Source organism: Nocardia heshunensis (assembly GCF_054782115.1).
Genome location: NZ_BAAGTC010000009.1, coordinates 450,655 through 476,964 on the forward strand (window position 1 = coordinate 450,655; position 26,310 = coordinate 476,964).

General features: G+C 68.7%; 25 protein-coding genes. 17 read left to right on the forward strand and 8 right to left on the reverse strand.

Going from position 1 to position 26,310, the window contains the following annotated elements; translation table 11 throughout:
- Positions 1-5 precede the first annotated feature (5 nt).
- Positions 6-341 (forward strand): MmcQ/YjbR family DNA-binding protein, encoded by a 336-nt coding sequence (locus ACYVN4_RS30100; protein WP_460725381.1) that lies wholly within the window; start codon positions 6-8, stop codon positions 339-341.
- Here ACYVN4_RS30100 and ACYVN4_RS30105 read toward each other — a convergent pair whose 3' ends face one another.
- The 4 genes from ACYVN4_RS30105 to ACYVN4_RS30120 form a co-directional block, all read right to left on the reverse strand.
- Positions 342-1,286 carry a hypothetical protein gene (locus ACYVN4_RS30105; RefSeq protein ID WP_460725382.1) on the reverse strand — a complete coding sequence of 315 codons (945 nt, stop codon included), beginning with the start codon at positions 1,284-1,286 and terminating at the stop codon, positions 342-344. It lies immediately after the preceding gene.
- A gap of 93 nt (positions 1,287-1,379) precedes the next feature.
- Positions 1,380-2,282, reverse strand: a complete 903-nt coding sequence (locus ACYVN4_RS30110) for a hypothetical protein (protein WP_460725383.1) — start codon at positions 2,280-2,282, stop codon at positions 1,380-1,382.
- Complete coding sequence (locus tag ACYVN4_RS30115; RefSeq protein ID WP_460725384.1) at positions 2,279-3,316, reverse strand: hypothetical protein; 1,038 nt, start codon at positions 3,314-3,316, stop codon at positions 2,279-2,281. The genes ACYVN4_RS30110 and ACYVN4_RS30115 overlap by 4 nt, the downstream gene beginning before the upstream one ends.
- Complete coding sequence (locus ACYVN4_RS30120; protein WP_460725385.1) at positions 3,313-4,317, reverse strand: hypothetical protein; 1,005 nt, start codon at positions 4,315-4,317, stop codon at positions 3,313-3,315. The genes ACYVN4_RS30115 and ACYVN4_RS30120 overlap by 4 nt, the downstream gene beginning before the upstream one ends.
- A 179-nt stretch (positions 4,318-4,496) precedes the next feature.
- Here ACYVN4_RS30120 and nadD point away from each other — a divergent pair, with 179 nt between their 5' ends.
- The 5 genes from nadD to ACYVN4_RS30145 are packed head-to-tail and all read left to right on the forward strand — an operon-like array spanning position 4,497 to position 7,859.
- Positions 4,497-5,129 (forward strand): nicotinate-nucleotide adenylyltransferase, encoded by a 633-nt coding sequence (gene nadD / locus ACYVN4_RS30125; RefSeq protein ID WP_460725386.1) that lies wholly within the window; start codon positions 4,497-4,499, stop codon positions 5,127-5,129.
- A gap of 25 nt (positions 5,130-5,154) precedes the next feature.
- On the forward strand, positions 5,155-5,580 hold the full coding sequence (rsfS, locus tag ACYVN4_RS30130) for a ribosome silencing factor (RefSeq protein WP_460725387.1): 426 nt from the start codon (positions 5,155-5,157) through the stop codon (positions 5,578-5,580).
- Positions 5,581-5,585: 5 nt separating this feature from the next.
- A complete protein-coding gene (locus tag ACYVN4_RS30135; RefSeq protein ID WP_460726744.1) occupies positions 5,586-6,236 on the forward strand; it encodes a histidine phosphatase family protein in 651 nt (216 codons plus the stop codon).
- On the forward strand, positions 6,226-7,020 hold the full coding sequence (octT, locus tag ACYVN4_RS30140; RefSeq protein WP_460725388.1) for a diglucosylglycerate octanoyltransferase: 795 nt from the start codon (positions 6,226-6,228) through the stop codon (positions 7,018-7,020). Before ACYVN4_RS30135 ends, octT begins: the two co-directional genes overlap by 11 nt.
- Positions 7,017-7,859, forward strand: coding sequence for a DegV family protein (locus ACYVN4_RS30145; RefSeq protein ID WP_460725389.1), 843 nt, complete (start codon positions 7,017-7,019; stop codon positions 7,857-7,859). Before octT ends, ACYVN4_RS30145 begins: the two co-directional genes overlap by 4 nt.
- A gap of 19 nt (positions 7,860-7,878) precedes the next feature.
- Here ACYVN4_RS30145 and ACYVN4_RS30150 read toward each other — a convergent pair whose 3' ends face one another.
- Complete coding sequence (locus tag ACYVN4_RS30150) at positions 7,879-9,537, reverse strand: hypothetical protein (RefSeq protein ID WP_460725390.1); 1,659 nt, start codon at positions 9,535-9,537, stop codon at positions 7,879-7,881.
- A gap of 188 nt (positions 9,538-9,725) precedes the next feature.
- Between ACYVN4_RS30150 and ACYVN4_RS30155 the strand changes: the two genes are divergently transcribed.
- The 4 genes from ACYVN4_RS30155 to holA are packed head-to-tail and all read left to right on the forward strand — an operon-like array spanning position 9,726 to position 13,671.
- Positions 9,726-10,808 (forward strand): ComEA family DNA-binding protein, encoded by a 1,083-nt coding sequence (locus ACYVN4_RS30155; protein WP_460725391.1) that lies wholly within the window; start codon positions 9,726-9,728, stop codon positions 10,806-10,808.
- On the forward strand, positions 10,805-11,068 hold the full coding sequence (locus ACYVN4_RS30160) for a hypothetical protein (RefSeq protein WP_460725392.1): 264 nt from the start codon (positions 10,805-10,807) through the stop codon (positions 11,066-11,068). Before ACYVN4_RS30155 ends, ACYVN4_RS30160 begins: the two co-directional genes overlap by 4 nt.
- Entirely contained in the window at positions 11,065-12,687 is a 1,623-nt protein-coding gene (locus ACYVN4_RS30165; protein WP_460725393.1) for a ComEC/Rec2 family competence protein, read from the forward strand. Before ACYVN4_RS30160 ends, ACYVN4_RS30165 begins: the two co-directional genes overlap by 4 nt.
- A 9-nt stretch (positions 12,688-12,696) precedes the next feature.
- Complete coding sequence (gene holA / locus ACYVN4_RS30170; protein ID WP_460725394.1) at positions 12,697-13,671, forward strand: DNA polymerase III subunit delta; 975 nt, start codon at positions 12,697-12,699, stop codon at positions 13,669-13,671.
- Between the two features lie 18 nt (positions 13,672-13,689).
- On the opposite strand, the gene ACYVN4_RS30175 is transcribed toward holA, so the two are convergent.
- Positions 13,690-14,412 carry an LGFP repeat-containing protein gene (locus tag ACYVN4_RS30175; RefSeq protein ID WP_460725395.1) on the reverse strand — a complete coding sequence of 241 codons (723 nt, stop codon included), beginning with the start codon at positions 14,410-14,412 and terminating at the stop codon, positions 13,690-13,692.
- Positions 14,413-14,620: 208 nt separating this feature from the next.
- Positions 14,621-14,884, reverse strand: coding sequence for a 30S ribosomal protein S20 (gene rpsT, locus ACYVN4_RS30180; protein WP_379356956.1), 264 nt, complete (start codon positions 14,882-14,884; stop codon positions 14,621-14,623).
- A 210-nt stretch (positions 14,885-15,094) separates the two neighbouring features.
- On the opposite strand from rpsT, the gene ACYVN4_RS30185 reads away from it, so the two are divergent.
- From ACYVN4_RS30185 to ACYVN4_RS30200, 4 genes are all read left to right on the forward strand, one after another.
- Complete coding sequence (locus tag ACYVN4_RS30185) at positions 15,095-16,762, forward strand: circularly permuted type 2 ATP-grasp protein (RefSeq protein ID WP_460725396.1); 1,668 nt, start codon at positions 15,095-15,097, stop codon at positions 16,760-16,762.
- 79 nt (positions 16,763-16,841) lie between these two features.
- Positions 16,842-17,813 carry an alpha-E domain-containing protein gene (locus ACYVN4_RS30190; protein WP_460725397.1) on the forward strand — a complete coding sequence of 324 codons (972 nt, stop codon included), beginning with the start codon at positions 16,842-16,844 and terminating at the stop codon, positions 17,811-17,813.
- Positions 17,810-18,652 (forward strand): transglutaminase family protein, encoded by an 843-nt coding sequence (locus ACYVN4_RS30195; RefSeq protein WP_460725398.1) that lies wholly within the window; start codon positions 17,810-17,812, stop codon positions 18,650-18,652. The genes ACYVN4_RS30190 and ACYVN4_RS30195 overlap by 4 nt, the downstream gene beginning before the upstream one ends.
- A 43-nt stretch (positions 18,653-18,695) precedes the next feature.
- Positions 18,696-19,475, forward strand: a complete 780-nt coding sequence (locus ACYVN4_RS30200) for an aquaporin (RefSeq protein ID WP_460725399.1) — start codon at positions 18,696-18,698, stop codon at positions 19,473-19,475.
- A gap of 6 nt (positions 19,476-19,481) precedes the next feature.
- Here the strand turns inward: ACYVN4_RS30200 and ACYVN4_RS30205 are convergent, their stop codons facing one another.
- On the reverse strand, positions 19,482-20,063 hold the full coding sequence (locus tag ACYVN4_RS30205) for a type II toxin-antitoxin system PemK/MazF family toxin (RefSeq protein WP_460725400.1): 582 nt from the start codon (positions 20,061-20,063) through the stop codon (positions 19,482-19,484).
- Positions 20,064-20,219: 156 nt separating this feature from the next.
- Here ACYVN4_RS30205 and lepA point away from each other — a divergent pair, with 156 nt between their 5' ends.
- From lepA to ACYVN4_RS30220, 3 genes are all read left to right on the forward strand, one after another.
- Positions 20,220-22,070 carry a translation elongation factor 4 gene (gene lepA, locus ACYVN4_RS30210; protein ID WP_460725401.1) on the forward strand — a complete coding sequence of 617 codons (1,851 nt, stop codon included), beginning with the start codon at positions 20,220-20,222 and terminating at the stop codon, positions 22,068-22,070.
- Between the two features lie 275 nt (positions 22,071-22,345).
- Positions 22,346-24,475, forward strand: a complete 2,130-nt coding sequence (locus ACYVN4_RS30215) for a hypothetical protein (RefSeq protein ID WP_460725402.1) — start codon at positions 22,346-22,348, stop codon at positions 24,473-24,475.
- Entirely contained in the window at positions 24,472-26,286 is a 1,815-nt protein-coding gene (locus ACYVN4_RS30220; protein WP_460725403.1) for a dynamin family protein, read from the forward strand. The genes ACYVN4_RS30215 and ACYVN4_RS30220 overlap by 4 nt, the downstream gene beginning before the upstream one ends.
- The last annotated feature ends 24 nt before the right edge of the window (positions 26,287-26,310 follow it).

Here is a 26,310-nt window from a genome sequence, read left to right on the forward strand (position 1 = left end):
ACCCCATGGACGTGCTCGCCTACTGCCTGTCCAAACCCGGTGCCCGGGAAGACGAACCGTGGGAGGGCGACGTCGTCGCCAAGGTCGGCGACAAGATCTTCGCCTTCATCGGCAGCGGCGAGTCCGTCGGCCTGAAGTGCGGTCGCGACCGCGCCGAGGCCGACGAACTCGTCCACGTGTACCCCGGCGATGTCGAAGCCTCTTCCTACATCGGCCGATTCGGCTGGAACCGGGTGAAGGTCGGCGGCAAAGTCCCCGACGACGAACTCCGCGAACTCATCGACCTCTCCTACGACGCCATCGTCAGCAAGCTACCGAAATCCAAACGGCCGCAGCCCTGATCAGCTCTCCGGCCCCAACTCCACCACCGTGCCCGGATGCGCCAGCGAGGCGACGGTGATGCGTCCGCCCTGCGCCTGGTCGATGATCTGCCCCTGCCAGGCGACGAAGCACGAGGCGATCTCGCTGTTGTAGACATTGTTCAGCACCGGTGCGAGCGCCTTTGCGAAGTCACCCTCCGCAGCGATGAGCTGACTCCGGTAGGGGCCGTAGTACGGCAGAATCGCCTGCAGCACAACCGCTTCCACACCCTGCACCTGCGTGATCAGCGGGTCGATCAACGGCTGGTATTGCGTGATAACCGGGGCGATCTGCGCCAACACCGGCCCGGCCAGTTGCAGAATCGGCTGGTACACCGACCCCAGCGCGAACGCCTCCGACGAGAACGGCCCCGCCAACGGAGCCAGCCCGATCAGAGAAGCCAAGCCGCCCTGCTGCTTCGGCGCGGGCCAGCCCAGCGGGCAGGCAGGCTGCGTATTCACCGTCGGCGTCGCGAACGGACTCCCCGCCCCGAGCGGTACGGCTTTGTCGGAGGTCGCTCCCGGCCCGAGCGGGACGCTGCCCGCAGGCGCTTGCCCGCCGGGATTCAACGCCACGGTGCTCCCGGGGGCGGTCCCCAAGGGCACGGCGGCCGCGGGCGCGGTACCCAGCGGCACCGCGGCGGGAGTGCCCGCCGTAGGTCCGGCCGGAACCTGGCCCGCCGTCGGTCCGGCCGGAGTCGGGGCAGGTGCAACGGTCACACTGCCGGGCGCGGGGATAGCGCTGCCGGGCTTGGATTGCGCTGCGGCGGCGGCCTGTTCACCCGTCACCACAATGGTCGGCACGCGCTCGTCGGCACGCACGGTCAAGGTGGTGGCCGCGGCGGCGCTACCGACCACGGTGAGCGCGGCGATGGCGCGAATAGCGTTGACCACGGCAGGACGCCGGGTCGGATCGGCATTGGACATGAGAGCGGCTCCTGGTGGCGAATCTTCGGGCGCGAGGCGAATTCGGCTGTGCTGGGGGGAATTGGGCGGTGGCGGTGGTGCGGCTCGGAAGGGTTACGCGGCGGGGGACGGCGATGTGGTGTCGGAGCGCAGCGCGGTCGGCGTGGTGGGGGCGGGCGGTGCGGCCGGAGAGACTGGTTGGGGCGGGGTAGGAGAGGCTGGCGTGGCGGTGTCGGGGTCGAAGGTGCCCTCGAGGTGCCAGACGCCGGTGAAGCCGTTGAAGGGGCCGCCGACTATGAGGCTGGTCCATTGCAAGGTGATGGCGTGGGTTTTGGGGTCGTAGGTGCCGGTGGCCGAGGGGCCTTGGGCGGCATCGGGGTTCGGGCGGTTGAACCATTGGTGGGCGACCCAGTCCCAGACTTTTTGAACCTGCTCGGAACCGGCTACCTGGGCACCTTGCTTCTCAGGGGGTTTGGGGGCGCCCTGGTTGAATTCCTGGTCGTTCCAGGAGGCGGCCCAGGCGGAGAGGTCGGCGGTGAGTTTGCCGTCGTTGTTGACGATGGTCGGGGGTGGGACTTCACGTTGGGTTTGGGGGTCGACCGGGTTGGTGGAGACGCCGAACTCGACGGCGAAGAACTTCGTCGGCTTGGTGACCGAGGCGGACAGGGAGTTGCCCTGCGCGAAACCGGGTTTGGGCTCGCTCTGGTAGCCGCCCACCCGGAGACCGCCCGCGGTGCCGGGTTCCAGGAGAGTGGTGGATCCGCCCTGGGCGGGGGAGTCGCCGTTGGGCATGTAGGGCCCGTTCTCGGGTGTGCCGCCGGGCTGCACCATGCGGAACCAGGTGCCGCGCACCGCGTTTCCATCCACCGCGCCTGCCGTGAATTTCAGCAGGCCGACCAGTTGCTCCGGGCCGCTGGAGGTCTTCGGCGAATCGGTGCTACCGCAGCCTGCCGCCAGCAGTGCGGTGGCGGTCAGCACCGCCGCAGTCGCGCGGACCCGGGGAAGTGGCTTTCTCATGCCGATTCGCCTCCGGTGGAATCGCTTCGGCCGGAGCCGGTTCGGGATGGGCGCAGGCCGATCAGGGCCAAGCCGATGATGAGCGCGCCGGGAATCAGGAAGCCCCAGGCCAATCCGCGGAACGCGGTGAATCCGAGCGGGCGGGTGACGTCGTTCAAGGCCTCGACCGCGTGGAAATTGCCCACATTGTCGTTCATGGTGCCGACCAGCCCTGCGAACCGGGAAGTCATGGGCTGCCAGCGGTTCTCGAGCGCGGTGATGCCCGATAAATCGGCCTCCGGGTGCGCGGCGCGGACCGCCCCGGCGTAGCGGCTGTTCAATTCACCGTCCGCCGCGACCAAGGTGACGAAGTAGCCCTGGACCTGGCGCACGTGCTCGGTGGTGAGGATCGGCGCGAACCCGTCGAGGACCGGTTGCGCCGCCGGACCGGCCGCGAACAACCCCGCGGCGAACGGGGTGACGACCAATGCGAGGCCCGCCAGGGCTGCGACCGCGCGCCATGTCTTGGCCCGTGAGCCCTTCGCGACTGCACGGAATCCGAACACTCCCGCACCGATCAACACGACACCCGGCAAGGCGAGCAGCCAGGGCAACGCGCCGAAAGATACTGTGCTGGAGAGCTTCTGGTAGTTGCCGCGGTTGGTGTCGATCGCATCGAGCATGCCGGAGATGTCGGATCGGATGCCCGGGTAGTCCCGGACGAATTGGTCCACTCGGGGATACTCGCCAGACGGCGGTGAAGTGCTCTGTACCGCAACGATATTCGTGCGGGCATTGTCGAGGACCTGCAGATCCGAACGATACCCGTCGATGCTCTGACCGGTCACATACGGCGCGAAGTTGTCGATCATCGCCTCGCCCTGCACCGAACGCTGGAACATGCCGGTCGCGATCGGCGCGGCCACCAGCAGGACGCCGAGCGCCGCCAACACCGCGAACGGCCATCGCGCCACCACCCGCTCGGGTGCGCGCTCGATCTGCGAGACGAATTCGGAATACGCGGGCAGTTCCGAAGCGGCCGACACGGTGGTCATCGCCGAATCCGGATCAAACGGTCGGCACTGAAGAACACGGCGGTACCGGCCACCGCGACAGTGATCAGCACCGGGACCAACCATGGATACCGTTGCCCACGGGGGATTTCCACGGTCTTGGTCGCCAGCACCGGCGCGGCCTGCACCTGCGGCGCGGAAGTCGGGGCGGCAGCTGCCACCGCGTCCGGCTGTACTGCGGAACCAGGCTGTCCGGGGGAGCCGGCCTGAGCCGGGGAACCGGGCTGTGCGGGAGAGCCAGGCTGTCCAGGTGTTTCAGCGGCGGGCGGTGTGGCGAACGGAGCCGCCGCGGGCGCGGCCTGCGGCAGGCTGCCGCGATACTGCCCGGCCAGATGCCACAGCCCGGTGAAGTTGTTGAACGGCCCGCCGACGATCTGACTGGTCCATTCGATGACGAAATTGCCTGCCGCGTCGATGCTTCCGCTGATCTGGCTGGTCTTGCCCGGCAGCCCGCCGCCGGGCTTGGGCGAACCTTGGTTGAACACTTGGTTGTTCCAGGTGACACCCAGGCTGCTCAGGTCGCCCGACAACCGCCCGCCGTCGCTGAACAGCTGCGGCAGACCGGTTCCCGAGCCGGTCTGCGGATCGGTCGGATTGGTGGCGGTCGCGAAATCCACGCCGTAGAACCGCACCGGCGTGGTCACCCGCCCCGACTGCGCATTGCCCGCCCCGTCGAACGCCGCGGCCGGTTGCGGCTGATAGCTCCCGCTCACCAGCCCGCCGTCGGTCCCGGCCGACAGCGGCGTCACCGTCTGATCGCTGCACCGGGAATCACTGTTCTGCAGGAACGGCCCGCCCGCATCGCCGGTGGGCAGGAGCATCCGGAAGAAGCTTCCGGTCACCACCCCGTTCGCGCACACGCCCGGGGCGAGTCCGAAAAGCCCGTTGAGGGCAGCCGGTTCCGCCGTCGCTTGCGGCGTGGCAAGCAGGGAAACGCCGACCGCGGCCACGCTCGCGGCAAACCGATAAGAAATACGTCCCATGACGGGTTCCCTTGATTGATTGGAAGACTGAGGTACCGAGACGCGTCGACAGCACATCCATGGCAACTCGAGTCCGAGGGAAAGTCCCGAGTTGCGGTCAGCCTGATCAGAAGGCGACCGTCCGGGATCGGGCCGCCGGTGCGCGCCCGCCGGCATTGCCCCCGGTAAGCTCGCTTTTCGTGCATACGAACGGCCGCCGCAAGCTGGGCGTGATGGGCGGCACCTTCGACCCCATCCACCACGGGCACCTGGTCGCGGCCAGTGAGGTCGCCAACCGGTTCGATCTGGATGAAGTGATCTTCGTCCCCACGGGTCAGCCCTGGCAGAAGGGCGACCGGTCGGTCAGCGCCGCCGAGGACCGGTACCTCATGACGGTCATCGCCACCGCCTCCAACCCGCGCTTCTCCGTCAGCCGGGTCGACGTGGACCGCGGCAAGGAGACCTACACCGTCGACACCCTGCGCGACCTCGCCGAACTGCATCCCGACGCGGATCTGTACTTCATCACCGGTGCGGACGCGCTGGCCAGCATCCTGACGTGGCAGGATTGGTCCGAACTGTTCGAGCTGGCGAAATTCGTCGGCGTAACCCGTCCCGGCTACGAATTGAACATCGACCATCTCGCCGACTTCCTCCGCGACTATCCGGAGGGCACGGTCACGATGGTGGAAATTCCGGCCCTGGCCATCTCGTCGAGCGAATGCCGGCGACGAGCGGGGGAGGGGCGGCCGGTGTGGTACCTCGTCCCGGACGGGGTCGTCCAATACATATCGAAACGGCACCTGTATGTGCCGAACGACAGTGCATGGTGAAAGTGCGCAGGGAAGAGGTAACAGGGTGACAGCATCGGCAGAAGCAGTGACGATGTCGACGGTGGCCGCGCTGGCCGCCGACGAGAAGCTGGCCGCCGACGTGGTCGTGCTGGATGTCTCCGAGCAGCTGGTCATCACCGACTGCTTCGTCATCGCGTCCGCGCCCAATGAGCGCCAGGTCAACGCGATCGTCGACAACATCGAGGACAAGCTGCGCGAGGCCGGGCACAAGCCGGTGCGCCGCGAGGGCACCCGCGAGGGCCGCTGGGCGCTGCTGGACTACGTCGAGATCGTGGTGCACGTGCAGCACGAGGACGAGCGTGACTTCTACGGCCTCGAGCGCCTGTGGAAGGACTGCCCGCAGATCCAGATCGACGGACTGGGTGATCCGCGCGCCAAGGCGGCCGCGGGCGAGACCGACGGTGAAGACAAGGCTGGGGACGACGAGTGAGCAAGATGGCCGGCGTCCGCCGGTTGATTCTCTTGCGGCACGGGCAGACCGAATGGAATGCCACCGACCGCATGCAGGGCCAGATCGACACCGAACTCAGTGACGTCGGCAGACGCCAGGCCAAGGACTGCGCGCCCGATATGGCGTGCAGCGACCTGATCGCCATCGTCTCCTCGGATCTCAAGCGCGCCCACGACACCGCGCTCGCCGTCGCCGAATGCGCGGCCATGCCGGTCGTCCTCGACCCGCGGCTGCGCGAGACCAACCTCGGCCAGTGGGAAGGCATGGACCACCGCGAGGTGGACGCGCAGTTCCCGGGCGCCCGCAAGGGCTGGCGGCTGGACCCCACCTTCGCCCCGCCCGGCGGCGAATCCAAGCTCGAGGTCGGCGCGCGGGCGCTGCCGGTGGTGCGCGAGCTGTACGCCACGCGCGAGGACTGGCCGGGCCGGACCATCGTGCTGGTCGCGCACGGCGGGCTGATTGCGGCGCTGACCGCGGCCCTGCTCGAACTGCCCGAAGCGAACTGGCCGGTACTGGGCGGGCTGGCCAACACCAGCTGGGTGCAGCTGACCAGCCACGGCCCCAGCGCCGACAAGCCCGGCTGGCGACTGGATGTGTGGAACGCACTCGCGAAGGTAGCCCCCGATGTCCTCTGAGGATTCGAACACCGAAGCGGCGCAGGAGAATCCGCCGCGCAAGGTGCTCGTGGTGGTCGCCGATTCGCTGTCCTACTTCGGACCCAAGGGCGGGCTGCCCGCCGACCATCCGCGCATCTGGCCCAATCTGGTTGCCGCGGAACTGGACTGGGACGTCGAGCTGGTGGCGCGCATCGGCTGGACCTGCCGCGACGCCTACTGGGCGCTGATCGGCGACCCGCGCATCTGGGCGGCGGTGCCGCGCGCGGGCGCGGTGGTGTTCGCCACCGGCGGCATGGACTCGCTGCCCTCGCCGCTGCCGACCGCGCTGCGCGAGCTCATTCGTTATGTCCGACCGGCCGCCATGCGCCGCCGGGTGCGCGACGCCTACGGCTGGCTGCAGCCGCGACTGTCGCCGCTGGGCTGGCCGGTGGCGCTGCCGCCGTCGGTCAGTGTCGACTATCTCGAGCAGTCGCGGAATTCGCTGGTGCAGTTGCGGCCCGAGCTGCCGATCGTGGCGGTGCTGCCGTCGGTGCACAAGTGCGAGGCGTACGCCGAGGTGCACACCGGTCGCGAACCCATGGTGCGGGCCGTGACGGCCTGGGCCACGGAGCACGACGTGCCGCTGGTGGATCTCGGAGAGGCCGTGCGCGACAACGTGTTCAACGGCCCCGCCAACCCGGACGGCATCCACTGGGGCTGGGAAGGCCACAGTGCGGTCGCGCGGGCAATGGTGAAGGTGCTGACCGAGGCGACTTCGGATCAGGTTCGTACTACATCGCCTGATGGGGTTCACACTGCATGACCGTGGTGGTGGTGACCGATTCGTCGGCCAGCGTGCCGGCCGAGCTGGTAACTGATCTTGGTGTGCTGGCCGTGCCCCTGCACGTGCTGGTCGACGACCGGGAGATCCGGGAAGGTATCGACGAATGCGATATCGACTACGGCAACTCCCAGGTCACCACCTCGGCCGCCTCCCCGGGCGACCTGCGCGCGGCCTACGAACGCGCGCTCGAACTCAGTGACGGCGACGGCGTTGTCGCCGTGCACATTTCACGACAGCTCTCCGGCACCTGGGAGGCCGGTCGGCAAGCCGTTCGCGATATGGACGCCGCCGACCGTATCCGCCTGGTCGATTCGCTGAGCGCGGGACTGGGAACCGGGCTGCCGGTGCTGGCCGCCGCCCGGCGCGCCCGGGCCGGGGAGCCCCTGGACGTCGTCTACGACTCCGCCGTGGCCGCCGCCAGCCGGGGCCGCGCCTTCATCGTGGTCAACCGCACCGAGCAACTGCGCCGGGGCGGCCGATTGAGCACGGCCGCCGCCTTTTTCGGCACCGAACTGGTCACCAAGCCGATCCTGCAGATCGTCGACGGGCGGCTGGAACTGCGGGAGAAGGCCCGGACCCGATCCAAGGCGTTCACCAAACTCGTTGCAGCGGCGGTGGATGCGGCCGGTGAGGATGGGGCCGCGGTGGCCGTCCAGCATCTCGGGGCGGCGGAGGCGGCCAACACCATCGCCGGTCAGCTGCGGGATCTGATTCCGGGTATCCGCGAGGTCATCATCGCCGAGTTCGGGCCCACCTTGGGCGTGCACCTGGGCATGGGAGCCGTCGGCGCGCTGGTGGTGCCGGGCGGCTGCGGCTAGCCGTCCCCGCCGGCTGCGGCTAGTGCGGGCCCTGCTGTCCCTGGCGGTTGGCCAGTTCGTCCACGAAAACCTTGGCGCACTGGGCCAATTGGGCGGGGCTCAAGCTCGCGATGTCCTTGCCGCAGTCGGCATTGGCCGGGGCGTTCGGGGTATTCGCGCCCGGCGCGAGATCGTCCAGTTTCACCAGCTGGGTGGGTACCGTGCGGCTGGCGCTGATGTCCAGGCGGTAGGCCACGCGACCGTTGAATTCCACGAAGCCGCGCCAGGTGTCACCGTCGATCGGCGTGAAATCGACCAGCTTGCCACCGTTGGACATGACGGTGCCCGCATTGCTCGCCAGCCAGGACCGGGCATCGGCGTCCAGATTGTCGATATTGATGCGGCGCGGATCGGTGTCGTCGAGCGCGTAAACCGCCTGCGGATTGAGATTCCCGCGGTGCACCACGTCGGCCGGGGTCACCGCGTAGGCCACGATCAACTGGGAAGTGCTGCCGCGCAACGTCATCGGGGTGACCCAGACCAGGCGGCCGGTCGTCTTGTCACGCAGCAGGTAGCCCGACGGATGACCGCTCTCCTCACCGGCCGCCGTGGTGTCGAAGCCGAAGTGGTTGCGGTTCATGTTCTCTCGTCCCGCCACCCACTTGATCTCGTCCCGCTGGAACCGGCTCAGCGACTTCGGATACACCGGCCCCGGCAGGGTTCCAGCGTCTACGTTGGGCCGGTAGTCGAGCCGGACGTGCCCGTGATCGCCGCGCACCAGGATCACGCCCGCCGGGGCGGTCACGGTGCCGTGCGTCCAGGGCATCGGCGCGGTCACCGGGATGACCACGATCGGTTCCTTGTCGTCGCAGTAGCCCCAGACATCGCTCGGATCGAAGCCGATCAGTGGAAAACGTTCCCGCAGCAAGTTGTTGAGGCTGTTCATGCGGGAGCCGCCGAAGGCGCGGTCGATGCCGTAGTCGCCGGTGAAGGTGCACTGGGTGGCATTGCCCTGGCCCGACCACATGGCCACGCCGCCGAGCGGGACATTGATGCCGGTGCCGTCGAGCACCCCGCTCCAGGAGCCGGGGGCGTCGCCCTTGCCGTTGAGGTAGGTGATGGTCTCGGTGCGCAGGCTGACCGACTGCTGGGCTCCGGTCGCGCGGGTGAGGGCGATCTGCGCGCCGTCGAGGGAACCGACGCGCGGCTCCCATCCGGCGGTCGGGAGATCGCCCTGCTTCACGCAGCCGAAGACGTCGTGGCGGCCGCGGATGGCGCAGCCGTCGGTGTTCTTCATGCCGCCGTCGGTGAGCAGGTGCAGGGACTCCGGAACCTGGTTCGGGTCATGGACATACAGGGTGGTCGCGCCCGCGTAGAAGCGGCCGACATTCTTGTCGAGATTGATCGCGAAGCGGCCGATCATGACGATCGACACCACCAGCAGTAGCGCCACGATCGTGGACCAGACGCCGCGATAGTCCAGCCCGCCCCAGGTCGCGACGACGATCAGTGCCACGGTGAACGCGTAGGCCAGCAGCCACCACAGGCCGCCGCCGTGCTGGATCACATTGAAATACCAGGCCCGGAAACCGTTCTGGGTGCCGAAGCCGGGTGCGATGGTGGCCCAGAACAACCAGAACAGCCCGATCACGGCCGGTGGCAGCGCCCACAGCGTGAATATCGTGCGCACGCGTGACATGCCGACCCTCGTCTCCCCGTAGCTGATTCGCACTATAGCCCCGCCGGCCTCGGCCGCGCCTGCCCGTTTTCCAGCCCGACAACCAGCGGAAACAGCCTTGTCCACAACGTGAACAGCTATCCACAGGTCCGGCGAAAGCCCTGGTCGCGCAGGCGGCTTCGACGCCCGCCGCTTCTACCGTGAGCCACATGCCACAACTCGACGAACGCACCCCTCTGCAACGCCTCTCCGCCCGCGCCAAGGCCGAAGCACACGCGGCCCGCTGGGATGAGGAATCCCTGGAATATGCGGTCGGCCAGTCGGCCGATCGTGGGGTCGGCGCGAAGCCACCCGAAGCCGCGGCCGAGCCTCCGATCCCCGCCACACCCGGCTGGCTGTCGGAACCTTGCGGCAGCGTCTCCCTCTGGCACGAACGCCTTGTCCCCGAACGCTTCCGCGGCACCCGCTGGGACCCCGGCCCGCGCGGCGCACTCGTCATCGCCGCCCTCGGCCTGCTCGCCATCCTCATCGCGGGTTACGTCGCACTGCGCGAAGAGCCGGTCACCCAACCCGTCCCACCGCTGGCCGCCGTCGGCGAAATCGTCCCCGCCGACCAGGATTCGCCCGCCCCCGCCCCCGACGCCGCAGCCGCCACGGCAGCACCTGGCACACCCATGCCCGTTGCCGGTCCGGTCCAGCCGTCCGCCTCCGGCGCGTTCCCACCGCTGACGGTGCGGCCCCAGGCCCCGCAGCCGGGCCGAAACCCGCTCGCGCCCACCGTGGCCGGAGCACCGACCCCGTCGACCGTGCCCGGAGAACTGGTCGTCAGCGTCGTAGGTCTCGTCGAACACGGTGGCCTGCGCCGCTTCCCGCCCGGCGCTCGCGTCGCCGACGCCCTCCGCGTCGCCACCCCACGCCCCGAAGCCGACCTCACCACCCTCAACCTCGCCCAACTCCTCACCGACGGCGACCAGATCATCGTCGCCCGCTCCGCCACCCGCCCGACCACCCCGCAACTCGGCACCACCATCGTGAATTCCGCCCACCCGGCGGCGAATTCACCCCCCACCTCCGGCCCACCCCGCCCCACCGGCACCCCCGCCAAGATCAACCTCAACACCGCCACCGAATCCGACCTCGACACCCTCCCCGGCGTCGGCCCCGTCACCGCCAAAGCCATCCTCACCTGGCGCACCCGCCACGGCCGCTTCACCTCCGTCGACCAACTCGCCGAAATAGAAGGCATCGGCCACTCCCGCCTCAACCGCCTCCGCGACCGGGTGACGATATGACCGCGGCCAAAGACGCTGCGCCGGTGGACAAGCCCGCTACCGGCCGCGCAACTCGCGCACCGGTGAGCCCGCAGCCGCCGTCGGCTACCGCTGCATCGCAGCACTGTCGCCCGGCCTGGACCGCGAATCGAGCATCGGTGGCCCGTGCCAGCGAGGCGGATCTGGGCGTATGCGAGAAGGGCGCAGTCATGACGCCGCCCGGATGCGGCTTCGGCATCGTCGCCGATCTGGCCGCGACCGGCGGGAAGGGGTGGCGATGACGGGGGCTGAATCCGCCTCCGGCGCTTCCGATGAGGCGGTCGGGGCAGAGCGGGACCGGGGTTCGGTCGAGGTGCCGGAGGTGTTGGATGCGCGGTTGGTTCCGGCGACCGTGTGCTGTTGGGGTGCGACCGTCGCGGCGGTGTTGGTGGGGTGGCGGGTCGGTGTGGCGGTGGCGGTGGGGTGTGTGCTGGGCGGAATGTGTGTGGCGGCCTGGATGATTCGGCGGGCGGCGGCGGGGCGGCGAGCCGGGGCGGCGTGGGTGGTTTTGGCGGCCTTGCTGATCGGGGGCGGGTTCGGGGTGGCGGGGGCGTGGCATGCGCATCGGGTGGAGGGGCATCCGTTGCGGGCGGTGCGGGTGGGGCAGCGGCTGGTTGCCGTGGTGGAGCCGACGGACGATCCGAAGCGGGTGGCGGGCAAGCCGTTCGGCGGGCCCAAGGTGATGATGAAGGCGAGCCTGGTCGAGTATCGGGTGGGCGGGCGGATCGTTCGGTCGGGTGGCAGTGTGGTGGTGCTTGCTCCGGCGGTCGGGTGGCAGACGTTGTTGCCGGGGCAACGGGTGGAATTCCGTGCGCGGGTGGGCCGTCCGTGGCGCACGGATCTGACGGTGGCGGTGTTGCGGGCGGATGCGGCGCCGCTGTCGGCGAGTGATCCGCCGTGGTGGCAGCGGACGGCGGGGCGGGTGCGTGGCAACTTCACCGCGGCTGCTCATCGTGCCCTGTCCGCCGATGCCGCGGGGTTGTTGCCCGGCTTGGTGATCGGTGACATCTCCACACTCACCGAGCATGTGCAGGAGAACTTCCGGGAGACGGACCTGACTCACCTGACGGCGGTCAGCGGCGCGAACGTCACGATTCTGCTGGGCGCCGTGCTGGTTTCGATGCGCACGCTGACGGTCGATCCGCGCATCGGTGCGCTGGCGGCGGCGCTCGCACTGGTCATGTTCGTGATCCTGGCCAGACCCTCACCCAGCGTGCTGCGGGCCGCCGTGATGGGTGCCGTTGCGCTGCTGGCGTTGTGCACGGGACGGCGCAAGCAGGCGCTACCCGCGCTGTGCACCGCGATCATCGGATTGCTGGCCTGGTCACCCGGTCTCGCGCTGGATGCCGGGTTCGCCCTCTCGGTGCTGGCCACGGCCGGTCTGATCGTGATCGCCCCGGGCTGGTCGGATTGGCTTCGGGCCCAGGGGTGGTGGCGCATCCCCGCGGATTCCTTCGCGGTGGCCGCCGCGGCCTTCGTGGTCACCACGCCGCTGGTGGTTTCCATGAGCGGGCATCTGAGCCTGGTGGCGATCGTGGTGAACATGCTGGTCGAACCGGTGATCGCGCCGATCACCATTCTCGGCGCGATCGGTGCGCTGCTCGCCTGCCTGTGGTCACCGCTCGCGACGCCGCTCATGTACTGCAGCGCACCGCCGATGTGGTGGCTGCTCACCGTCTCCGACCGCGCCGCCGCCCTCGGAGCCTCGGTCGCGGTGCCCACCGGCCCGCGTTCGGGTCTGGTGGCCGCCGTGGCGTGCACGCTCGTGCTCGTCGCCCTACGCCCCCGCCCGGGCATCGACTCGGCGGAGAGTGCCGACCCCGGAGGCGCTGCCGGAGGACCTGTCGGGGCGGACTCGTAGGATCGACGCGTGAACCAGCGACCCGCGCCCCTGCATCTCGTGCTCGGTGAAGAGGAACTGCTGATCGAGCGGGCGGTGGCGGAGATTACCGCGCAAGCCCGTGCCGCCTCCCCGGACGCGGCCTCGCTGCCGGTGGATCGACGGCGGGCGGGCGACGCCACCACGGCGGAGCTGGCCGAACTGCTGAGTCCTTCACTGTTCGCGGAGGATCGGGTGATCGTGCTGGAGTCCGCCGCCGAGGCGGGCAAGGACGCGGTCGCGGTGATCCAGGATGCCGCGTCCTCCCCGCCCGAGGGCGTCGTGCTGGTCATCCTGCACACCGGCGGCGGCCGGGCCAAGGCGCTCGCCCCGGCCCTGCAGAAGCTCGGCGCGGTCGTGCACAATGCCGCCAAGCTGACCAAGGCGGGCGAGCGGGTCGAGTTCGTGCGCAACGAGTTCCGCGCCGCCAACGTGAAGGTGTCCGCCGACGTGGTGCAGGCCCTGCTCGAGGCCATCGGCTCGGACCTGCGGGAATTGGCCGCCGCCAGTTCACAGTTGGCGGCCGATACCGGCGGCAAGGTCGATCTCGCGGCGGTGCGGCAGTACTACTCGGGCAAGGCCGAGGTGACCGGATTCGAGGTCGCCGACCTGGCCGTGTCCGGGGATCGCCCGGCGGCCATGGAGGCGCTGCGCTGGGCCATCGATCGCGGCGTCCCGGCGGTGCTATTGGCCGACGCCCTCGCGGATTCGGTGCACACCATCGCCCGCGTCGGCTCGGCCGGACGCGGCGACCCGTTCAAGATGGCCGGGGATCTGGGCATGCCGCCGTGGAAGGTGAAGAAGGCCCAGGGCCAGGTGCGCGGCTGGACCGGCGCCACCATCGGGGCGGCCCTGCAGGTGGTGGCCACGCTCAACGGTGACGTCAAGGGCCAGGCCGCGGACGCCAATTACGCTCTCGAGCACGCACTCTCACGCATTCTGGACCTGCGCGAGAGTGCCTCGTAACCGCGTAACCGCTGCGGACTAGGAGTCCGAAGGCTTCCAGACGATCTTGCCGCCCTGGAAGTCCTGGGCCTTACCGCCCTGGTAGTCGTACTCGTCGCCGGTCGGGTAGCCGTAGCGCCCGTTCTCCGCGCCGTTGCGCACCCACTCGTCGCGAATCCAACCCCACACCACGTGGGTGCCGGTCTTCTGCGTGGAGTAGATGGCCCCGCCCTCGAACAGCTGCTCGTGGGTGGTGGTGCTGCCGGTCTTGTTCTCATCGGCGATGGGGAAGCCCAGGGGGCTCATCTCCCAGCCCACCGCGGAGTACTTGTCGCGGACGACGCCGCTGAGCACATGCGTGCCCGCGCCCACCGACCAGTAGATCGATCCGCCCTGGAAGTGCTGGAAGCGACCGGGTTTGCCGGTTGCGCCCTCATCGGTGACCGGGTACTTCAGCAGGCCGGACTCCGAGCCGGCGCCGCGCCACTTGTCGCGGATCGATCCGCCGATGGCGTGCGCGTTGGTCGCCGGGGTCCAGTAGATGGAGACGTTGTTGACGAAGTCCTGCTTGCGGCCGCCACCGGCCGCATCGGCCTCGGGCCCGGCCGGATCGCCGAAGAAGTCCGGCCCACCGGCCGCGTCGTACTCCACCTCGATCGCCCCGCCCACATCGAACGGGCCAATGGGACGCGCCGTGGCCACACCCATTCCGGCGGTCAGCGCGACCGCGGCCACGCTGATGGCCAGCGTGCCCCGGGTCACGGACGAACGGTTGTCACGACGCAGCGTTGCCAAGAGATCTCTCCCAGTGCGGTTTCTTCGGTAAGCCCCCGACGTTTTCGCAGCCATACTGCTGCCAACCGCCCGCTTCGGCAAGTCAGCAGTTTCCTGGGCACGACAAAAGCCGCCGTGGTCATCGTGGCCACGGCGGCTGTGTAGAAGCATTGTTCCGGTATGGGTACCGGGTTGATCAGCCGAGCTTGTTGAAAGCCAGCGACAGGGCCGACTTCTTGTTGGCGGCCTGGTTGGAGTGGATGACACCCTTGGAGGCGGCCTTGTCCAGGCTCTTGCTCGCGGTCTGCATCAGCTCGAGCGCCTTGTCCTTCTCGCCCGCCGCAGCGGCCTCGCGGAACTTGCGGATCGAGGTGCGCAGCGCGGACTTCACCGACTGGTTACGCTGACGCGCAAGCTCGTTGGTGCGGATCCGCTTCATCTGGGACTTGATGTTGGCCACGCCTGTTTCCTCGTGTTCCTTCGTTTGGTGGGTATGCGGGATGCAAAGTCTTCGTGCGCGCACTACGAGAGGGGTAGTCGCAGCACCGATCGTCGAGATTACCAGGCGACGCGGCCAGGTATGAAATCGGGCCTGTCCGCTACGTGGCTGAAACCAGAAATTTATCCGCGTCCAACTGCGTGTTGCCCCTGCGTGATGGACGATTCTTGCATGACCCCCGCCGCGCCCGCACCGGGTCTTTCGAAGACCAACAGATCTGCAGCGCCCGCCACGATCGTGCCCACTCCTGCCGGTATCGAGCGTGAGAAACGGGAGAAAACGGGCGTATTCGCCGGCTATCGCCCCGGCCGCTATGACCGTGCCTACGACGAAATGTTCGATGCCGCCGGTCGCCCGCGCGCCCCCTACCGGGGCATATTCAACGCGCTGGCCACCATCGACGCCGCAGATCTGGCCGCCCGCGCCGAGGCCCTGGACCGTGCGTTCGTGGATCAGGGCATCACCTTCTCGCTATCCGGGCAGGAACGCCCCTTTCCACTCGACCTGGTGCCGCGGGTGATCGCCGCCTCGGAATGGACCAAGCTCGAACGCGGCATCAAACAGCGGGTGCGCGCACTCGAGGCGTTCCTCGCCGATGTCTACGGCGAGCAGACCATCCTGCGCGACCGGGTGATCCCGAAACGACTCGTCACCTCCTGCGACCACTTTCATCGCGAGGCCACCGGCCTGGTGCCGCCCAACGGCGTGCGCATTCACGTCGCCGGGATCGACCTGGTGCGTGACGAACACGGGGATTTCCGTGTGCTGGAAGACAATCTGCGTTCCCCGTCGGGTGTGTCCTACGTCATGGAGAACCGCCGCACCATGGCACGGGTGTTCCCGGACCTGTTCGCCTCGCATCGGGTCCGCGCCGTCGGCGACTATCCCACGCATCTGCTGCGTGCCCTGCGCGCGGCCGCCGCCCCCAACGAGGCCGACCCGACCGTGGTCGTGCTCACCCCCGGCGTCTACAACTCCGCCTACTTCGAGCATTCGCTGCTGGCCCGGCAGATGGGTGTGGAACTGGTCGAGGGTCGTGACCTGTTCTGTCGCGACAATGTCGTCTATATGCGCACCACCGCCGGGGAGCGGCAGGTGGATGTCATCTACAAGCGCATCGACGACACCTTCCTCGATCCCATGCAGTTCCACCCGGATTCCATGCTGGGCGTGGCCGGGATCCTCAACGCGGCCCGCGCGGGCACGGTGGTGCTGGCCAACGCGGTCGGCAACGGGGTCGGCGACGACAAGCTCATCTATACCTATGTGCCCGCCTTCATCGAGTACTACCTGGGCGAGAAGCCGATCCTGCCCAATGTCGACTCCTACCGCTGCTGGGAGCCCGCCGAACGCGACGAGGTGCTCGACCGGGTCGCCGAACTGGTGATCAAGCCGGTGGAAGGTTCCGGCGGGTACGGCATCGTGATCGGCCCGGCCGCCAGCGCCCGCGAGCTGGAGGCCACCCGACGCAAGGTGCGCGCCAATCCGCGCGGCTGGATCGCGCAACCGGTGGTGCAGCTGTCCACGGTGCCCAGCAAGATCGAGGGCCTGCTCGCGCCCCGGCATGTGGATCTGCGGCCCTTCGCGGTCAACGACGGCGACGACATCTGGGTGCTGCCCGGCGGATTGACCCGGGTGGCACTGCCGGAGAACTCACTGGTGGTGAATTCCAGTCAGGGTGGCGGCAGCAAGGACACCTGGGTACTGGCCCCCAGAACTTCTGTGGCGCAACGGGAATTGGCGGGATCGCAATTGGTCAGCGAACTGCATCTGGGCGCTCCGGAACTGGACCAGTCGCGGGAACCCTCCGCCGCGCGCACCAATCAGCAACAACAGTAGAAGCACAACAACAGTTCAATTCGAGAACATCAGCAGCAATGGCGCTCGGCAGGTGGTTACAGCGTTAGGTGGTCGGATCATGTTGGCGCGCAATGCCGAATCCCTGTTCTGGATCGGGCGCTACGTCGAGCGTGCCGAATATACGGCCCGCATTCTCGATGTGACGGTCCATCAGCTACTCGAGGACGCCACCGTGGATCCGGACCGAACATCGCGGGTGCTGCTGCGGGTACTGGGCATCGAATCGCCCGACGAAGACCACGAATTGGATGTCTGGTCGGTGACCGAACTGGTGGCCTTCGGCCGCGACGGCGGCTCCATCGTCGATTCCATCAGTCGGGCCCGCGAGAATGCCCGGGGCGCACGGGAAGTCACCTCCACCGAAATGTGGGAGTGCCTCAATGCCACCTTCAACGGGCTGGCGGCGGCCGAGCGGGCGGCACGGGCGCTGGGGCCGCACGAGTTCTGCCACTACATCACCGATCGGGCGGCCATGTTCGCCGGACTCTCGGATTCGACTTTGAGCCGCGACGACGGTTATCGCTTCCTACTACTGGGCCGATCCATCGAACGCGTGGATATGACCGTGCGCCTGTTGCATTCACGCGCCGGTGACCGCACGTCGTCTCCCGCCTGGGTGACGGTGCTGCGTTCCGCCGGTGCGCACGATCCGTACCTGCGCACCCATCGCGGCGTGCTCGACGCCAATCAGATCGCGGAATTCATCCTGCTGGACCGGCTTTTCCCGCGTTCGGTATTCCATTCGCTGCGAGTGGCCGAGACCTGCCTGCAGGAATTGGATCAACGACCCAACAGCAGATTCGCGGCCCGCCACGAGGCACACCGGCTGCTCGGGCGGGCGCGCAGCGAACTCGAGTTCATCCCGTCGGCCGTGCTGCTCGAGGATCTGCCCGCCCGCCTGCTGTGGCTGCAGCAGACCTGCCGCGAGGTCGGAGAGGCGGTGGCGCTGCAGTACTTCCACGCCGAATCGTGGGTGGCGTGGACCGGACTGCACGGCCGCATCTCGGAGCGGGTGGAGGAACTGGCATGAGCTGGCGCATGCGGGTGGTGCACACCACCGGATATGTCTACGAAGCGCCGGTCACCCGGTCGTTCAACGAGGCCCGGCTCACGCCGCGCGCCGACAGCAGACAGAACGTCATCCTGAGCCGCGTCGACACCGTGCCCTCCACGCGCTCCTACCGCTACACCGACTACTGGGGCACCGCGGTGACCGCCTTCGACCTGCACGCCCCGCACACCGAATTGGAGGTCACCAGCGCCTCGGTGGTGGAGACCGAACCGTTCACCGTGCCCGCCGAGGAGCTGTCCTGGGAGGAGTTGCGCGCCGACACCATCGCCGACCGCTTCGACGAACTGCTGCAGGCCACCGACTACGTCCCGCGCGAGAAACGGCTGGCCTCGGTGGTGCGTCAGCTCGCCCGCGGCGTCCCGCCCGCCAAAGCGGTTGTCGGCGCGGCGGAATGGGTGCACCGGGAGATGGAATACCTGGCCGGAACCACCTCGGTGCACACCTCGGCCGTGCAGGCCTTCGCCGAAAGAAGGGGCGTGTGCCAGGATTACGCGCACCTCACGCTGCTGCTGTTGCGCGGCATGGGGATTCCCTGCCGCTACGTCTCCGGCTACCTGCACCCCGATCCCGCGGCCGAGGTCGGCGACACCGTGGCGGGTCAGATGCACGCCTGGGTGGAGGCGTGGACGGGGGAGTGGTGGGGTTACGACCCGACCAACAACATCCCGATCACCGAGCAACACGTATCCGTCGGTGTCGGACGTGATTACGCGGATGTGCCGCCCCTCAAAGGTATCTTCAGCGGGAGCGGCTCGACCGATCTCGAGGTCGTGGTGGAGATAACCCGCCTGGCCTGAGGCGCTTGTCGGTGCGGTACCCCATGCCAGCGGAAGGTAACCGATGTCTCCCACAGCTCAGGAAGTCGCCGAAGATCTGACCGACCTGCAGCCGCCCACCCTGGGGCGCAAGCTGTTCGCCGAGGGCCTGGGCACCTTCGTGCTGGTGCTGGCCGGTGTCGGCACCGCCGTGCTGGCGGGCGAACGGGTCGGCGCGCTCGGCGTGGCGCTGGCCTTCGGTCTCACCGTGCTGTTCCTGGTGTATTCCATCAGCCCGATCTCCGGCTGCCACGTCAACCCCGCTGTCACCGTCGGGCAGCTGCTGCTGGGCCGCGTGAATATCGTGGTCGCCGCGGGCTATTGGGTCGCCCAGGTGATCGGTGGGCTGGCGGCGGGCGCGGTCATCTACGCCATCGCCAAGAACCTGCCCTCCTACGACCGCGCCAAAGACGGTCTGGGAGCGAACGGCTGGGGCGAGCACAGTCCGTCCAAGGTGGTGCTCGGTGAGGTCACCACCAACGGTTACGGCTTGGCGGCGGCCATCGCCGTCGAGGTCATCCTGACCGCGCTGCTGGTGTTCGTGGTGCTGGCCTCCACCGATCAGCTCTCCGACATCCCGCTCGCGGGCCTGTCGATCGGCTTCACCTACACGGTGGTCCACCTGATCTCGATCCCGGTCGACAACACCTCGGTGAACCCGGCCCGCAGCATCGCGGTCGCGTTCTTCCAGGACGGCGCGCCCGCGCAGCTGTGGGTGTTCATCGTCTTCCCGCTGATCGGCGGCGTGCTGGGGTCCCTCGTCTACGGGATGATCTACGGTCGCTCGCGCAATATGGTCAGCTGATTCGACTCAGTACCAGTGGTATTCGGCGCACAGCCGGTGCGCCACCCGATCGAAGATCTTGCGGGGCAGGATCGCGCCCTCCCGGCGGATGCCCATCTCGGGCACATCGAGGACGCGATCCAACCGCACCCAGCTGTCGCGACCCGCGTGATCCCACGCGCCGGAGCCGATGCCCACCCAGTTGTGGTGGTGCGCGTGTTCCTCGTTCGAGGACAACATGAGCCCGAGCAGTGTCTTGCCCTCGCGGCCCACCACCAGGACGGGACGGTCCTTGCCGTTGTTCGGGTCCTCCTCGTAGGGCACCCAGGTCCAGACGATCTCACCCGGATCGGCTCGCCCGTCCAACTGCGGGCTGTAGACGATCTGCCGCGCGCGTTCCTTCGCGGGCACGCCCGCCGAGGACGTCGGCCGCACCGAGACCCCCGGCCCCTGCCGCGGCGTGCCGATCGCGCGCAGCGCGCGATCCCACATCGTCGACTGCCGTACCCGTCCGATCAACTTCGGACCCTGCTCCGTCACCAGGTGGGTCCCCTGCTCCTTGGCAACGATCCCCAACTGCTTCCCCAGAGCGTTCCACCTACCCGCCATGAACGGCAGCCTAACCGTGGGGGAGCGGATTCTCATCCGGGCCGGATTCGCCTGCGGGAACGCGCGGTTCGGGCCAGCGGAACGCCGGGGCGAGGACATCGGTTCGTGCACCGTAGACTTGCTGGTTGACATGCCGCTGTTTCGCCATGCCGAGGAGTGACTCCGATTAGCAGCTTCGCCGACAAGACGTTCACCGATCCTTCCAAGATCAGGAACTTCTGCATCATTGCGCACATCGACCACGGGAAATCGACCCTGGCCGATCGAATGCTGCAACTCACCGGTGTGGTCGAGGAGCGCGCCATGCGCGCCCAGTACCTGGACCGCATGGATATCGAGCGTGAGCGCGGCATCACCATCAAGGCCCAGAACGTGCGGCTGCCGTGGAAGGTCGACGGTGAGGAGTACGTCCTGCACCTGATCGACACCCCCGGCCACGTCGACTTCACCTACGAGGTGTCGCGTGCGCTCGAAGCGTGTGAGGGCGCGATCCTGCTGGTCGACGCCGCGCAGGGCATCGAGGCGCAGACCCTGGCCAACCTGTACCTGGCCATGGACAAGGACCTGACGATCATCCCGGTCCTCAACAAGATCGACCTTCCGGCGGCCGACCCGGACCGCTACGCCGCCGAGCTCGCCCACATCGTGGGCTGCGAGCCCGAGGACGTGCTGCGGGTGTCCGGCAAGACCGGTGTCGGTGTGGCCGAACTGCTCAACGAGGCCGTGCGCGTGGTGCCGCCGCCCGTCGGCGAGGCCGACGCCCCGGCCCGCGCCATGATCTTCGACTCGGTCTACGACACCTACCGCGGCGTCGTCACCTACGTGCGTGTGGTGGACGGCAAGCTCACCCCGCGCCAGAAGATCAAGATGATGTCGACCGGTGCGACGCACGAACTGCTCGAAATCGGCGTCGTCTCACCCGAACCCAAGCCCACCCAGGGTTTGGGCGTCGGCGAGGTCGGCTACCTCATCACCGGTGTGAAGGACGTGCGGCAGTCCAAGGTCGGTGACACCATCACCTCGCAGCGCGACGGCGCGACCGAGGCGCTGACCGGCTACCGCGAACCGCGGCCGATGGTCTACTCCGGCCTGTACCCGGTCGACGGCTCGGACTATCCGAACCTGCGCGACGCCCTGGACAAGCTGCAGCTCAACGATGCCGCGCTGACCTACGTGCCGGAGACCTCGGTGGCCCTGGGCTTCGGCTTCCGCTGCGGCTTCCTGGGCCTGCTGCACATGGAGATCACCCGCGAGCGGCTCGAGCGCGAATTCGGCCTCGACCTGATCTCCACCGCCCCCAACGTGATCTACCGCGTGGTCATGGAGGACGGCGCCGAGCACGTCGTCACCAACCCGTCGTACTGGCCCGAGGGCAAGGTGCGCGACATCTACGAGCCGATCACCCGCTGCACCGTGATCGCGCCGAGCGAATTCATCGGCACCATCATGGAGCTGTGCCAGGCCCGCCGCGGTGAACTGCTCGGCATGGACTACCTGTCGGAGACCCGCGTCGAGATGCGGTACACGCTGCCGATGGCGGAGATCATCTTCGACTTCTTCGACTCGCTGAAGTCGCGCACCCGCGGCTACGCCTCCCTCGACTACGAGGAGGTCGGCGAGCAGTCCGCCGCGCTGGTGAAGGTCGACATCCTGCTGCAGGGCGAGGCCGTCGACGCGTTCTCGGCCATCGTGCACAAGGACGCCGCCCAGGCCTACGGCAACAAGATGACCGTCAAGCTGCGCGAGCTCATCCCGCGTCAGCAGTTCGAGGTGCCGATCCAGGCCGCCATCGGCTCCAGAGTCATTGCGCGCGAGAACATTCGGGCGATCCGCAAGGACGTGCTCGCCAAGTGCTACGGCGGTGACATCAGCCGTAAGCGCAAGCTGCTCGAGAAGCAGAAGGAAGGCAAGAAGCGCATGAAGACGATCGGCCGCGTCGAGGTGCCGCAGGAAGCCTTCGTGGCGGCGCTGAGCACCGACTCGGCCGCGGACGCCAAGAAGAAGTAGCGAGATCGACTCTCGAACTCTGGTGCCCCGCTCCCCCTCGGGAGCGGGGCACAGTGCAAATCGGACAGTGTTTTGTCCGCAAGGTCCGGTATGCACCCTGAAAATGGGTCTTCCGTACTGATATGCAGGGTGACAAGCTGTGTGGCACCCCTATGGGCACACCGCCGCCTACCTGGTGGATGTGACAGACCGGTTATCCGGAAATAGGGTGTGAAATGAGTTTGGTCCGGCAGGCCGCGTGACGGCCTTGCCGGAGCCCTGAGAGCGGAGCCTGTATGACACGTGATCTGCCCTTCGCCGACGATGACGCCGCCGATGACAACGGGGGCGACGCCGCCTATCGCATTGCCAACGGTGTCGCGCGCGTAGCCAGGGCAGGCGCGTACGTGACCGGCGGTGCGCTCGTCGCCGCCAGCGGCAACCGCGGCAGCAACGCGGCGATCACCCACGACAGCAAGTCGGTGGGCTGGTCGCAGGCCAACGATCCGCAGTCGAACGTGCCCAGCCCGACGGTCACCTTCCCGGATCTGACCGCGGATCAGGTCCCCGCGCAGCACCTCGGGCCCGCGACGGCCGCCCCGGTGAGCGGGCCCTTCGGCCCGCTCGACGACTACCACCACGGCACCGACGCCGGCCTGTTCCCGGCCTCGTTCAACTCGCTGCAGCCCGACACCTCCCTCTCCGGTTTCCACGGGATCGGCCTGCCCGACAACGAGTCCGGCCTGCCCGGCTCCGGCGGGCACTGGGGTGTGCCGCTGGACAATCCGGCCACCGACCTGGTGCCCACCCCCACGCAGCCGGTGACGCCCACGCTCGACCCGCTGCAGCCCAATTTCCTGCAGAGCCTGCCCGGCTTCGCGCTGCCCAACACCCCCGGCATGCACCTGCCCGGCACCGATGGCGCGCATGTGCCCGACATGTCCGGTGGCACCGGTCCGTTCGACGGTGTGGGCGCGACCGACGGCCAGGGTGTCGGTGCGTTCCTGGGTACGCAGTGGACTGTGGACGCGCACGTCGGTCTGGACGGCGTGTGGTTCCACTCCGATCTGAAGGTCGATCTGGGTGTCGGTCACGTCATGGACCAGTACAACCAGTTCACTCAGCATGTGAGCCAGGGGCTTTCGCATCCGGCGGGCGCGGACCTGAGCACTGTCGCGCCCGGCGGCTCCGGCCAGCAGGCCGGGACGCCCGCGCACCCCGCTGCCGCGAATTCCGTTCCGGGGCAGGCGACCTCGCCGGTCTCCGGTCAGGGCGCGGCCCAGCTCCCAGGTCAGGCCGCCGCTCCGTTGCCGGGTCAGGGTGCCTCGGGTCTGCCCGGTCAGGGCACGGCCGGGTCTCCGGCCGGCGTCGCACCGACTTCCGTTGTGCCGGGCACGACTTCGCCGGGCGCGGTGCCCGGTGTGACGAGTCCGGTTGCCGCGCAGCCGAGTCCGGGGTCGATCGGTACGAACCCGTTCGTGGCCCCGACGGCCCCGGCCGCGCCGGTGGCCTTCACCCCGGTGTCGACCCCGGCCGCCGCGCCGGTGGTGCCCGTGGCCGTCGCGCCGGTCGCCGTCGCCCCGGTGGCGGTCGCCCAGCCGGTCGCGGTGACGCCGTTGCAGACCACCATTCAGCCCGACGCCGCGAATCAGCCGATCGCGAACCTGCTCTCGACCCACGGTGGCCCGTCGCCGCTGACCGCGCCCGCCGCGGTCGCGCCCGCGCTCTTCGATCACGGCAAGCTGCCGGTGCTGGCTTCCGGTGAGCCGTCCGCGCCCGGTCACCCGATCGCGCCGGTCGCGCAGCCGGTCCCGTCGGCCGCCGTGCCGACGCCCGCTCCGCACGTGAGCACCCCGATCACGATCGATCCCCTGCCGGTGCTGACCCCCGCGCCCACGGTGCCGGGCACCAAGTTCCCCGGTCTCGATTCGGATATCACCAAGCCGGGCGGCGGCACTCCGGTGACCACGCCCGCGCCCACGGTGCCGACGACCAAGATCCCGGACCCGGACGCCACCAAGCCGGACGGCGGCACGCCGACCCTGCCGACCGATGTCACGGTGCCGACGCATCAGCCGACCGCCACCGTCCCGGTGCACCCGACCCCGGACGTGCCGGTGCCGACGGTCGCGCCGACGCCGGAGGTGCCGACGCATCAGCCGACCGTGTCGGTCGCGCCCGCGCCGACCGCCGCGCCGGTCCCGACCATCCAGCAGCCGATCACCACGCCGCCGCACGTCGATGTCCAACCGGTGAAACCCATTGCGGATCACTACGATTCGGGCGACCACCTGCTGGGCTACCACGACGGCGGCCTGCTGGCGCACGACGGCGGGCTGTTCACGCCGCTGCTGCCCGACGCCACCGTCGTGGATGCCCACTCGCCCGTGGTCGGTCCGGGTGACCATCACATGCTGCTGCTGTGAGCCGCGCCGATCGTCAAGTCGCGGTGAAGAATCCCGATGCGCTGGGTCCGCTGGTCGAACTGGTCGACCGGCTGCTCGAGCTGACCCACGCCTCCGGCCGGATGGACCTCACCGGCCGACTGAGCATGGCCCGTGCCCGCCTGTCGGACCCGCGGGTGCGCCTGGTCGTGGTGGGCGAGTCCAGCAGCGGCATGAGCACCCTGGTCAACAGCCTGGTCGGGGCGCAGGTGAGCGCCACCGAGGGCCAGCCCAGCGTGCCGGTCATCGCCGAGTACGGGCAGCAGTCCGCGGCCACCCTGGTGACCATGGGCCCCGGCGGCAGCGCGCAGCGCACCGCGGTGGATCCGCGGGCGGCGCTGGCGGAAGTGGCCTCCGGTGATGTGATCCGGGCCGAATTCACCCAGCCCAGCCCGCTGTTGGCGGAGGGCTTCGTGGTGCTGGACGCGCCCGGCTCGCCGGGGGAGACCCCGGCCACCTGGTCGCTCATCGCCGCCGCGGACGCGGTGCTCTATGTCGCGGACGCGGGGGTGCCGTTCACCCCGGCCCAGATCGAGCAGCTGCAGCGCATTCAGCAGGTGTGCCCGACGGTCGTCTGCGTGCTCAACAAGATCGATCAGTACCCGCAGTGGCCGCAGGTGCAGCAGCACGACCGGCAGCTGCTCGACGCCGCCGGGCTGGCCTTCGCGGTCGCCCCGGCCTCGGCCCGGCTGCACGAGCACGCCGCGACCAACGGTGACGAGCAGCTGGATCTGGAATCCGGTGTGCCGCAACTGCTCGACCATCTGCGCTCGTATGTGCTGGGTCGCGCGGACGCGGTGGCGGTGCAGGCCGCGGTGCGCGATATCGCGCTCATCACCGACCATCTCGCGCTGGCGTTGCGCAGCGAGGCCGAGACGCTGCGCGATCCACGCCGCCTCACCGTCATCACCGAGCAGCTGCGCCGCACCCGCGAGGAGGCCGAGCAGCTGCGCCAGCGCACCGCCAACTGGCAGGTGACCCTGGCCGACGGGGCCGGCGAGCTGATGGCCGACACCGAACACGATCTGCGGCACCGACTTCGGAGCCTGATCCGTGATGCCGAGGCCGACATCATGAAGGGCAACCCGGCCAAGGGCTGGGCCGACTTCGGCGCGGACCTGGACGCCAAGATCTGCGAGGCGGTGGAGGAGAACTTCGTCATCGCCCACTACCGCTCGGTGGAGCTGGCCGAGCAGGTGGCGGCCAAGTTCCCCGAAAGCGGCATCCCCACCCCGGATCTCAAGCTCGACAACCCGGGCGATGTCGGCGCGGTGCTGGAACCGGTGGCCGCGCTGGACAAGCTCGACAGCGCCAAACACGGCATCACGCAACAGATTTTGACCGCGCTGCGTGGTTCCTACGGCGGCCTGCTGATGGTCGGCCTGATCACCAGCCTGCTGCACATGTCGCTGGTGAACTGGTACTCCGGCGGTGCGGCCGTGCTGCTGGGTGTGAACGCGCTGTGGGACGACCGCAAGGCCCGCCGCCAGCGCCGCCAGGCCGAGGCCAAGGTGGCGGTGGCGCGGCTGATGGACGATGTGATCTTCCAGGTGAGCAAGGAATCGCGCTACCGGCTGCGGTCGGTGCAGCGCAGCCTGCGCGATCACTTCACCGAGATCGCCTCGGCGACACTGCGTTCGGTGGACGCCTCGCTGCGGGCCGCCGAGGAGGCGGCCACGATCGGCTCCGGCGCGGGCCGTGAGGCCAGGCTCACCGAGATCGAACGCTCGCTGGTGCGATTGCGTGAGATCCGCGAGAGCGCCGACATGATCGGCGAGAACTCCTCCTACTGAGTCGCACCCCGTCATTCCGGCGCG

What these genes read in the sequence shown, in the direction of transcription:
- ACYVN4_RS30195 (WP_460725398.1), top strand. Translation starts at nt 17,810, where the DNA reads ATGAGCTGGCGCATGCGGGTGGTGCACACCACCGGATATGTCTACGAA.
- ACYVN4_RS30185 (WP_460725396.1), top strand. Translation starts at nt 15,095, where the DNA reads ATGACCCCCGCCGCGCCCGCACCGGGTCTTTCGAAGACCAACAGATCT.
- ACYVN4_RS30110 (WP_460725383.1), bottom strand. Translation starts at nt 2,282, where the DNA reads ATGAGAAAGCCACTTCCCCGGGTCCGCGCGACTGCGGCGGTGCTGACC.
- ACYVN4_RS30145 (WP_460725389.1), top strand. Translation starts at nt 7,017, where the DNA reads ATGACCGTGGTGGTGGTGACCGATTCGTCGGCCAGCGTGCCGGCCGAG.
- ACYVN4_RS30215 (WP_460725402.1), top strand. Translation starts at nt 22,346, where the DNA reads ATGACACGTGATCTGCCCTTCGCCGACGATGACGCCGCCGATGACAAC.
- ACYVN4_RS30105 (WP_460725382.1), bottom strand. Translation starts at nt 1,286, where the DNA reads ATGTCCAATGCCGATCCGACCCGGCGTCCTGCCGTGGTCAACGCTATT.
- ACYVN4_RS30165 (WP_460725393.1), top strand. Translation starts at nt 11,065, where the DNA reads ATGACGGGGGCTGAATCCGCCTCCGGCGCTTCCGATGAGGCGGTCGGG.
- ACYVN4_RS30160 (WP_460725392.1), top strand. Translation starts at nt 10,805, where the DNA reads ATGACCGCGGCCAAAGACGCTGCGCCGGTGGACAAGCCCGCTACCGGC.
- ACYVN4_RS30135 (WP_460726744.1), top strand. Translation starts at nt 5,586, where the DNA reads ATGGCCGGCGTCCGCCGGTTGATTCTCTTGCGGCACGGGCAGACCGAA.
- ACYVN4_RS30200 (WP_460725399.1), top strand. Translation starts at nt 18,696, where the DNA reads ATGTCTCCCACAGCTCAGGAAGTCGCCGAAGATCTGACCGACCTGCAG.
- ACYVN4_RS30190 (WP_460725397.1), top strand. Translation starts at nt 16,842, where the DNA reads ATGTTGGCGCGCAATGCCGAATCCCTGTTCTGGATCGGGCGCTACGTC.
- octT (WP_460725388.1), top strand. Translation starts at nt 6,226, where the DNA reads ATGTCCTCTGAGGATTCGAACACCGAAGCGGCGCAGGAGAATCCGCCG.
- ACYVN4_RS30155 (WP_460725391.1), top strand. Translation starts at nt 9,726, where the DNA reads ATGCCACAACTCGACGAACGCACCCCTCTGCAACGCCTCTCCGCCCGC.
- ACYVN4_RS30150 (WP_460725390.1), bottom strand. Translation starts at nt 9,537, where the DNA reads ATGTCACGCGTGCGCACGATATTCACGCTGTGGGCGCTGCCACCGGCC.
- ACYVN4_RS30205 (WP_460725400.1), bottom strand. Translation starts at nt 20,063, where the DNA reads ATGGCGGGTAGGTGGAACGCTCTGGGGAAGCAGTTGGGGATCGTTGCC.
- ACYVN4_RS30120 (WP_460725385.1), bottom strand. Translation starts at nt 4,317, where the DNA reads ATGGGACGTATTTCTTATCGGTTTGCCGCGAGCGTGGCCGCGGTCGGC.
- ACYVN4_RS30100 (WP_460725381.1), top strand. Translation starts at nt 6, where the DNA reads ATGGACGTGCTCGCCTACTGCCTGTCCAAACCCGGTGCCCGGGAAGAC.
- ACYVN4_RS30115 (WP_460725384.1), bottom strand. Translation starts at nt 3,316, where the DNA reads ATGACCACCGTGTCGGCCGCTTCGGAACTGCCCGCGTATTCCGAATTC.